At 50.8% G+C, this 9503-nt stretch carries 7 protein-coding genes and 1 pseudogene; 2 read left to right on the top strand and 6 right to left on the bottom strand.

The window, feature by feature from the left end:
• Positions 1 to 129: 129 nt before the first annotated feature.
• From VB741_RS02815 to VB741_RS02805, 3 genes and pseudogenes are all read right to left on the bottom strand, one after another.
• A pseudogene (locus VB741_RS02815) lies at positions 130 to 1257 on the bottom strand (IS256 family transposase); the annotation flags it as partial.
• Positions 1258 to 1391: 134 nt separating this feature from the next.
• Positions 1392 to 2396, bottom strand: coding sequence for a WD40 repeat domain-containing protein (locus tag VB741_RS02810; RefSeq protein ID WP_323363624.1), 1005 nt, complete (start codon positions 2394 to 2396; stop codon positions 1392 to 1394).
• Positions 2397 to 2646: 250 nt separating this feature from the next.
• Complete coding sequence (locus tag VB741_RS02805; protein WP_323363623.1) at positions 2647 to 3195, bottom strand: phosphoribosyltransferase; 549 nt, start codon at positions 3193 to 3195, stop codon at positions 2647 to 2649.
• Between the two features lie 130 nt (positions 3196 to 3325).
• Here VB741_RS02805 and VB741_RS02800 point away from each other — a divergent pair, with 130 nt between their 5' ends.
• Positions 3326 to 4732, top strand: a complete 1407-nt coding sequence (locus VB741_RS02800; protein ID WP_323363622.1) for an MFS transporter — start codon at positions 3326 to 3328, stop codon at positions 4730 to 4732.
• Between the two features lie 21 nt (positions 4733 to 4753).
• Here the strand turns inward: VB741_RS02800 and VB741_RS02795 are convergent, their stop codons facing one another.
• The gene (locus VB741_RS02795) at positions 4754 to 5179 is read right to left on the bottom strand and encodes a HEPN domain-containing protein (protein WP_323363621.1); all 426 of its coding nucleotides are present in this window, start codon (positions 5177 to 5179) and stop codon (positions 4754 to 4756) included.
• A gap of 298 nt (positions 5180 to 5477) precedes the next feature.
• On the opposite strand from VB741_RS02795, the gene VB741_RS02790 reads away from it, so the two are divergent.
• Positions 5478 to 7244 (top strand): serine/threonine protein kinase, encoded by a 1767-nt coding sequence (locus VB741_RS02790; RefSeq protein ID WP_323363620.1) that lies wholly within the window; start codon positions 5478 to 5480, stop codon positions 7242 to 7244.
• A gap of 99 nt (positions 7245 to 7343) precedes the next feature.
• Here the strand turns inward: VB741_RS02790 and VB741_RS02785 are convergent, their stop codons facing one another.
• Entirely contained in the window at positions 7344 to 8177 is an 834-nt protein-coding gene (locus VB741_RS02785) for a prohibitin family protein (protein ID WP_323363619.1), read from the bottom strand.
• Between the two features lie 92 nt (positions 8178 to 8269).
• Positions 8270 to 9352: a phosphoribosylformylglycinamidine cyclo-ligase gene (gene purM, locus VB741_RS02780; RefSeq protein WP_323363618.1), complete on the bottom strand. Its 1083-nt coding sequence runs from the start codon at positions 9350 to 9352 to the stop codon at positions 8270 to 8272.
• Positions 9353 to 9503 lie beyond the last annotated feature (151 nt).

Genomic DNA, 9503 nt, shown 5'->3' with positions numbered 1-9503 from the left:
ATATTGTTGGGACTAGATTGGCGTTCATATTCCAACTCTAGTCCTATTTCCTGCTTGATGCTCTACAACCTCCAACTGACAATACTTCAGCCCCTTTACTGATGGCCGAGGAACACCGGTTACGCCCATGACCTTCAACGCCGATTCATCCGTTGGAAAGGAGCGATGATTTCGTAAAACCTTCCGCAAGGTCATATTGAGGGATTCAATGGCGTTTGTGGTGTAGATCGCCTTACGAATATCAGCAGGAAAGGCAAAGAAAGGAATAATTCGGCTCCAGTGGTTGAGCCAAGACTTACTAATGGTGGGGTATTGTTTGTCCCAGCGCTGGGCAAAAGCCATCAGAGCCTGTTCTGCCTCAATTTCCGTGGCAGCTTTGTAAATTGTCTTCAAGTCAGCGGCCACTGCCTTACGGTCTTTGTAGGACACATAGCTGAGCGAATTTCTGACGAGATGGACAATACAGAGCTGAACCTGAGTTTGTGGAAAGACAGCCTCAATCGCCTCTGGGAATCCGGTGAGGCCATCGACACAAGCGATGAAAATATCTTTGACTCCTCGGTTTTGGAGTTCTGTGAGCACCGATAGCCAGAACTTGGAGGATTCATTCTGAGTAACCCACATGCCCAGGAGTTCCTTATGCCCCGCTAGATTTACCCCCAAAGCCAGATGAATGGCTTTATTAATCACTCGTCCTTCATGGCGCACTTTGACGACAATCGCGTCCAGGTACAGGATCGGATAAATCTCATCAAGACTGCGATTCTGCCATAATTTCCGTTCCGCTTCGACGGCTTCAGTGACGTTGGATATCAGGGTATGAGAGACATCCACCCCATACAAGTCCTTGAGTTGGGCTTCGATGTCACGGGTACTCATGCCACGGGCATACAGAGAAAGGATTTTATCGTCAAACCCGTTAAAGCGGGTCTGGCCTTTGGGGATAAGCTGGGGTTCAAAGGCTCCGTTGCGGTCGCGGGGGATTGCGATCTCGGCAGCACCAAAATCTCCTTTGATGGTCTTTTTGCTATGACCGTTGCGGCGATTGCGGGGCACTTCTGGCTCTAGCTTTGAGCGTTCTTCTTCTCTGTGAGTATCGAGTTCTGCGCTTAAACATCGTTCAATAAGGGCTTTACTCAATTGCTTGAAGATCCCGCCTTCTCCCATCAAGTCTTCAGGGTTACGGTAGTCTTTGAGTAGTTCATCAATAAGTTCGGGTCGAAAGGTCATTGGGCGTGTCTCCGGTAGTTTGTTCATTAGATCTTGTTTTGACCTTTGACACAAACTAATTTACAGTCCCTTCAGTGCCTTACCGGCTTCTGGCTTCTGACCCCTGAATCCCCACCCAGCCAGGATTTCCCGGCTTAAATTGATACCCCACCTTTTGTCCCTTAGCTAGCTGAGCAGCCTGTCTTTTGATCACTCAGCGGCCACGTTTTCACTAAGCCATCATAGCCACCGCTTGCTAGCACGATTCCCTGTGGGTCAAACGCAAGGCCATAGACAAATCCCGAATGCCCTCGCAAGGTACAACTTTCTGTAGATTGTTCCCAATCCCAAACCTTGATGGTTTCGTCAAAACTACTGCTGGCTAACGTTGCTCCATCGGGACTGAATTCTACGTTAGCAACAACAAAATCATGGCCAGTCAGAGTTTTTTCAACAGCCGCCGTTGCTAAATTCCAAATTTTTATACTGGGGTCGTAACTACTACTCGCGATGTACTGTCCATCAGGACTAATGTCAACATCTGTGATTCTATCCGTTCCTGACTTATAGGTCCGGACGGCTTTTTTATCAAGCATATTCCACAGGGTAACAACGCCATCTTGATCACCAGCGACTAACTCCTGGGGATTGGTTGGCGAAAATGCCAGACCGTTAACCGGTGGTCCAGACTCTAGCAACGTAGATGATTCCAGTTTTTTTTCTAGATCCCACAGACGAATAGTGCCTTTACTACCTCCGCTAGCTATCAAGGTCCCATCAGAATTAACAGCCAAGCTAACAATTCGGCCGGAACGACCGGAAAATCGGTGTTCTTCCTCACCAGTCTCTGAGTTCCAAACAGTGATATCGCCATCCCCGCCCCCTGTGATCAAATACTGTCCGTTAGGTGTAAACAGTATGCTATTGACCCGTCCCGCATGGTTGATTGTGCGCTGCACCATACCTGTATTAAGGTCCCACAGCTTGACCGTTTGGTCATAACTACCGCTAGCCAGCAGGGTAGAATCTGGCCGTAGGGCTACGCTGAGTACGGTGGCCGTATGCTGAGTGAGGGAACGCTGCGTTGGCGTTGCCGCTGGCAAAGATTCAATACCAGATGGTTTCTGGGAGATATTAGAGGTTTGATTTAGGCTGCGCCAAATCAGTCCAAACGTTATGCCAATCATCCCAATTGCGACCAAAACAAAAATAGAGGGGATGATAACTTGATTTCTCTGGACCATTGTTTACTTATTTCACTCCGCTGTTACGAGACTGGCAAATTCCCGTTGAAAAAACATAAAGCGTAGGGAGGCTAGCATTGTTTTACCTAGGGTTATTCGGCAATGCTGGGCTCTGCATAGTGCCATGGTTCATGTATAAAAATTATTTTAGATAGATGCTTACTTGTGACCTGTGTCATAAGAATGGTTCAGTCTATCCTTTTGACTCCCGTATTAGCGTATCAATGGTCATCTCTTCATACTTCTCAAAGGGTTGATGAATCCACGGATTGTTGGCCAAATAGTCAACGTAGTAATCCGGCTTAATGACTGAACAGTCTTTGTACCAAAGTACGGCGGTTCTAATATCGTCAATATAGAAACCATATCGTTGTTCTAACCAACGGATGCTGCGCTGCAAACTTTGGCCTGAGTCTACTAGGTCGTCTACTAAGAGAACATGGGTACCAAGGTTGGTGGTGGTCATGCTGAGATCCCTAGAGAAGGTAATCGCCCCACGGGTTCGGTTACCTTCGCCGCCATAGGATGACGTTGAGAGAATTGCCAAGGGCTGATCATAAATACGGCAGAGGATATCGCCAATCCGTAAACCTCCTTTGGCCAGACAAACAATTTGGTTAAATTGCCAGCCTGACTGATGAATCGCAATGGCTAATTTTTCAATGGACTGATAGTAGTCTGACCAGGAAACGTAGAGATCGTTAGAGTCGTTGGAATTTTTGAGATTAGAGGGGACTGACATAGGTAACTGGGAATAGGGAATGACACAAATAGGGCAATAATATAACGTTGGCGTTGCTGAGTACCGTGTCTTAGATCGGTTTATCTTCTAAATCGGCGACTGCATAATTTCTCACAATTCCCCGGACCCTATGGAAACTTCAGACAAATTACAGTCCCCACCCAAATTGACTTGGCCAGTAAAATTGGCCTATGGGGCCGGGGATCTGGGGGCTGGTCTAACGTCTAACTTACTGGCATTTTCATTTCTGATCTTTTTAACGAATGTTGCTGGGCTAGAGCCATTAACAGCAGGTTCCGTGCTTTTGATTGGCAAAATCTGGGATGCGGTCAATGATCCAGCTATTGGCATCCTGAGCGATCGCACCCGCTCCCGCTGGGGTCGACGCTACCCATGGATCGTGCTGACGGCCATACCCTTTGGGGTCACCTTCTACCTGAATTGGATTGTGCCAGGGTTGACTAGTCCAATCGCGCTGTATTGGTATTACGTGGTTATTTCCGTTGTCTTTCAGATATTTTTTACAACGACAAACTTGCCATACTCCATCCTGACCGCTGAAATGACTGAGGATTATGACGAACGGACTGAACTCACGTCATTTCGCCTGTCATTTTCCCTATTTGGGGCTGTGTCAGTGTTAGCCCTGGGGTTGATCGTCAGCCAAATGGTGGCCGATCCGCAACGACAGTATCAAATACTCGGCTCCCTGGGCGGGGTGATTTCCATCGCAGCTATCTTCTGGTGCGTCTTGGGTACCTTTCCCTATTACAAGCGACAGGCCGCCTATCGTGGGCGATCGCTCAATTACACCGGCAACGAAAAGAGCAGTTCGTTTCTGCAGCAGATAAAAACTGTTTTTAGCAACCGACCATTTTTATTTGTTGTAGGCATCTACATGTGTTCATGGCTGGCGTTGCAAATTACGGCCACGATTATTCCGTTTTACGTCACCTTTTGGATGGGGGCTGATAACTATTTTTTAGCGGCCCTGTTAGTACAGGGGACTGCCATCTTCATGATGGCGATCTGTAATTTATTGGCCAAACGCATTGGCAAAAAAGGACTGTATTTCCTAGGCAGTGGTATTTGGGTGATCGTACAGATCGCCTTATTTTTCTTACAGCCAGGGCAACTGAGTTTTCTCTATGGCCTCTGTATCGCAGCCAGCTTTGGTGTAGCCACAGCCTATGTTGTACCTTGGTCAATTTTGCCTGACGTAATTGAGTTAGACGAACTCAATACCGGGCAGCGTCGTGAGGGGGTGTTTTATGCCTTCATGACCCTGCTACAAAAAATGGGATTGGCTATCGGTATTTTTCTGGTTAGTTTAGCCCTGCAGACCTCTGGTTTTGTGAAGGCGGCGGCTGAGCAACCAGAATCAGCCCTGTTGGCTATTCGTTTCTTTATGGGACCGGTGCCGCTGGTGCTGGTACTGTGCGGCATGGTGTTGGCGTACTTCTATCCGATTACCAAAGCCAGCCATACAGAAACCTTGCTCAAGCTGGCTGAACGCCGCAAACAGGAATCACCCTAGGGCCGTTGTCCAGCCTTGGGCCTATACTCGGCCTGTACTGATCTCAGCTCGGCCTGCAGCTACCGGCTCTGCTTTGAGGTAATGCTTGGCCAGATCTAGGAACGCTTTAGCCCGGTTGATGTGCTGTTTAGCCCCGATTAGGGTTGCCTTTTCGTCATGGCAATAGTCGGCTCGTAGTCTTGCTTCTAATCCGCTGTTGAGATAAACACCGTAGGGCTGAAATAGGGGGCTTTTTTCGGAAAACCGCTCTGCGAACAAGCTGTTGACGGCCTCATGTTGTGTGGGTATGGGCGTTGTTTGCTCTAGAAGCAGAGCCTCAGCTACGTACATCATGGCGTAGTAGGCTCGGGAGATGGCAATATCGTGAAAATGACTGTGGGCGAGTAACTGAGCCGCTTTGATATTTTCCTTCGCATTTAGAAGGCGCTGCCATTGCTCAGACTTCATGGATGGAAAACTCCGAAACATTCTGAAAACATCCGTCCCAGCGGACATTAAAGCACAAACTAGTCCCAGTGTTAAAGGTTTTTAACACTATAAATGGACAACGGTTAGAGGGGGGATGGGTGCAAGGGGGGCTAGGGGACTTGGCCCAACAACATCCAAACGGTCAAGATACCCGATAGTATCTTGTTCAGAAGATTTTTCGCAGCAAAATATGACCCAGTTCCTGTGCTGTCGTCAATATCATGCGGTGGAGGAAATTTTATGTTAAAGATTATCCTGTGGAATCGGGTGGATTGGCATGGTGAACAGTGCGAACTTGGTGGGCACCAGTCTCCAAAATGGCAAGTATGTCATTAAGGATGAGCTGGGACGAGGTGGGTTTGGTGTAACCTATCGTGCGGTCCGTCATCCGCTTAACCAGGTGGTGGTCGTTAAAACCCTATACTGGCCAGAAAATTCGTCCAGACAAGAGCAGCAGGGGCAACAGCTACAGCAATTTGAAGCGGAGGCTCGCCGTCTGGCCCAGTGTAAGCATCCCAATATTGTCAATGTAACGGACTTTTTTGTAGAAGCTGGGCGGCCCTATCTGGTGATGGATTTTATTCCAGGCCAGCCCCTATCGGCCATGATCTTTCCCCGTCGACCCCTGGGGGAAGAGTTGGCTTTGCAGTATATTCGACAAATCGCCAGTGCGCTGCAAACGGTCCATGGGCAGGGGTTACTCCATCGGGATGTAAAGCCGCAAAACGTCATGGTGAATGGTGCCAATGCAATTTTGATTGACTTTGGTATTGCCCGTGAGCTGTCTAGTGGCCAAACCCAAACCCATACCAACCTGGTTTCGGAAGGCTATGCTCCCCTGGAGCAGTATTTGCCTAAGGCGCGACGTTCGGAGGCTTCGGATGTCTATGGTTTGGCGGCTACGCTGTATGCGGCGGTGACGGGGGAGGTGCCTGTGGCGTCTGTGTTGCGATCGCACCAACCCCTCACTCCGCCAAGGCAGCTAAACCGCAACCTGAGTCCCGGTCTGGAGCAGGCTATTCTCCAGGGCATGGCCCTAGAACTATCCCAGCGCCCCCAGTCCATTGCCACCTGGTTAACGCTGTTGTCCTCATCCTCGACCCCAGGGGCATCGTTGTCTCAGCGGGGGCGTCAGACCGGCTCAACCACCCAGCCCACCCAGGTTGTTGCTCCTGGTTATCCCACCGGCTACGGTCTGAATCGGGATGATTCTCGCACGGTCGCCACTGAGATTCCCCCAGACCGAGTCTCAGAACGGTCAAGGGCTCGTCCCCAGCGCCAGGGACCCGGCCTATTTAAGATGTTAATGTCGCTGATGTTGCTCGGACTCTTGACAGGGCTGGGTTTTGTTGGCTATCGCGTCTATACCGCTGTCCGACAAGCCATGGACAACGTTAGGGAGAAAACAGCCAACCTGCCTGAGATCTCTGTGCCTGAGGTGCAGCTACCCGATGTCACACTACCCGACATCAAGCTACCGGAGCTAGAGGAAATTTTGCCTGAGGAAACGCCTCCTACGTCGGCAACGGATAGTGAGGTTACGGCGGATATTGCACCAGAGCCAGAACCAACCACGCCCCAGACGTCCGATGCTCCACCGTTGATATTGAGTAACAGTGGTGACCCTAATACGGCAGCGCCCGGTGGCGGCAATGGGGGGGTATCCATCCCTGGTTTTGCCCCTGGCACCAGCGCCAGTGCGATCGCAAATCGTCTAGGCACCCCCACCCGCCAGTCGACTTCGCCATCGGCCACCACCGCCGTCTATGAGCTAGACCCCAATCGGGCGTCTGTCGCCTACGTTTATGACGCTGGGGGTAACACCGTGCAGCAGGCCGAAGCGGTGTTTGCCCCGTCTTACGATCGATTGATTATGCGGGTTGCCCTGGCGGGGATGCTGGATGGCCAGTCCACTCAGGAGATTGAAACCGGCCTAGAGCAGGTGCGCACTGGTGAGGTAGAACGCTACCCGTTTGAACAAAACGGCCTTACTGGCAGCATCGAACGCAACAGCAATGGGTTTATCCACATTTATGTGCGTTAGGTGCGCAAACAAAGGCCCCCTTGTGTAGAGATGTTCCATGGAACATCTCTACACAAGGGGTTGCGGATATTAGACGAAATCATGCCGTAAAGGTAGGGCCTATTCCTTATCCATGTTGAAGATAAAGGGTATGCCACTGCCCTTATCTCCACCTATCACTAACACCCTGGGAACCTGGGAACCTCCATCTTTCCAAGCTTCTATCGCTTCCTTTTGCAAAACTAGATCACCCCCTTGGGCCTTGAGGGTTTCTGCCAACAGGCGCTGGGCTTCGGCTCGACCCTTTGCCCGGTTGATTTCTGCCTGGGCCTCCTGCTCGGCCTGCTGGGCGACATACACCGCGCGGCGGGCGCTTTGCTCAGCAATTTGCTTTTGCTCCACTGCGCGGGCAAACTCTTCGGAAAATGACAAGTCAACCACACTAGTGTCGAGGATGATGATGCCGTACTTTTCTAGACGACTGCTGAGGGCATCGTCAAAGTCTTCCTTGAGTTTGGTCCGTTGGGTAATGGCTTCCTCAACCGTGCGGCGAGCGGCGGCAATTTTGAAGGATTCCTGGGTTTGGGGAGCGATGATTTTAGCCACCACATTTGCCAGGGTGCCTTGCTTGCGTCGAATTTCGACAATGTTGGCCGGATCTAGGCGAAAGTTGATGGCAAACCGAGCCCGCAGATCTTGAAGGTCCTTAGTGGAACTTTCCGCAGGGACTTCAAATTTTTGGACCGTCATGTCGTACACATCCACAAAGGACACCAGGGGTGGCTTGATGTGGATGCCCTCTAACAGCGGTGAGTTTTGAGCTTTCCCTAGAATGCTCAAAACCCCGGCCTGACCAGGGTTGATGATGACTAGGGTACTGGTCAAAATCAGGCCAGTAATAATGGCTAAAAGTGCGATCGCAGCTGGTTGCCAGCTACCTGTCCGAGCGCTCAAAATCAATTCCTCCGATTGGATTTAGGATGGGCTATGCCCACCGTCCTCATGGGTAAAATTTTCTAGACAAGAAATTTTTACCCCAACGTATCCTAACCTTCCGGTAATCCTGTGACTACTCCATTGCCGTCAAGAGTCCCCTCAATTACCGTACCAATCCGATAGGCGGGCTGAAAATGGGCCAATGCGTCATCAACCGCCGACTCTGGCACCACCACAACAAAACCAATACCCATATTAAACGTCCTAAACATTTCAGCCGGAGCCACATTCCCCGCTGCCTGGAGCCATTTAAAGATCGGCAACAATGGCCAACTGTCAGCCTCTATATATATAGATTGATTTTCCCCCAAACAACGGGGCAGATTTTCGGGAAAACCGCCCCCCGTGACATGGGCCATGGCATGGATCTCTAACCCAGCCTGAAGGGCCGCTAGCACGGGTTTTACATAGAGCTGGGTGGGAGCCAGTAACACCTCTCCCAGAGACTGACCTGCCAGCATCTGGGGACATTCATTCCAGCCGTAGCCTATGGATTGATCCGGAGCTGCCGCTTTGTCTCCTAACTCTGGCCGTCGAGGCGCTTCTGCCATAATTTTACGCACCAAGCTATAGCCGTTACTGTGCACACCGCTGCTGGGCAAGCCAATCAGCACATCCCCAGGCTGGACCTGGGATCCATCCAAAATAGCTCTCTTCTCTACAATGCCGACACAAAAACCCGCCATGTCATACTCACCCTGGCCGTAGAACCCTGGCATTTCAGCGGTTTCACCCCCCAGTAAGGCACAGCCCGACTGGCGGCACCCCTCCGCCACCCCAGCCACCACCTGGGTCAACTGGTCAGGGGCCAACTGACCCGTGGCCAAATAATCTAAAAAGTAGAGGGGTTCGGCCCCTGATGTGAGGACGTCATTCACGCACATAGCCACCAAATCAATCCCCACCGTATTGTGACGGTTGAGCATGTGGGCCAATTTAAGCTTGGTGCCCACCCCATCCGTGCCGGAAACCAATACGGGCTGCTCATATCCCGGAGGTAATTCAAAATAGCCCCCAAATCCCCCCAAACCCCCTAACACTCCAGGGCGATAGGTCCCTTCCACCAGGCTGCGAATGGTCTCCACAAACGCCCGTCCCGCCTCAACATCCACACCCGCTTGCCGATAATCCATGGGCCTCACCCGAAATAACTTGATTACTCTACTTTGGACCGTGGGTACTGCCCACCCCACCCCAATGCTTATTCTCGATTTGTTATCCCTGCTTGTCCGTTTTTAAGAGCATTACGTCAGGAAAACTGAACATAGGAAGTCACTAACCTCC

The organism is Leptothoe sp. PORK10 BA2 (genome assembly GCF_034932105.1).
Taxonomy (GTDB): Bacteria; Cyanobacteriota; Cyanobacteriia; order Phormidesmidales; family Phormidesmidaceae; genus Leptothoe.
The sequence above is the reverse complement of the archived record's forward strand: the minus strand, read 5'-3'. Positions and strand labels throughout refer to the sequence as shown.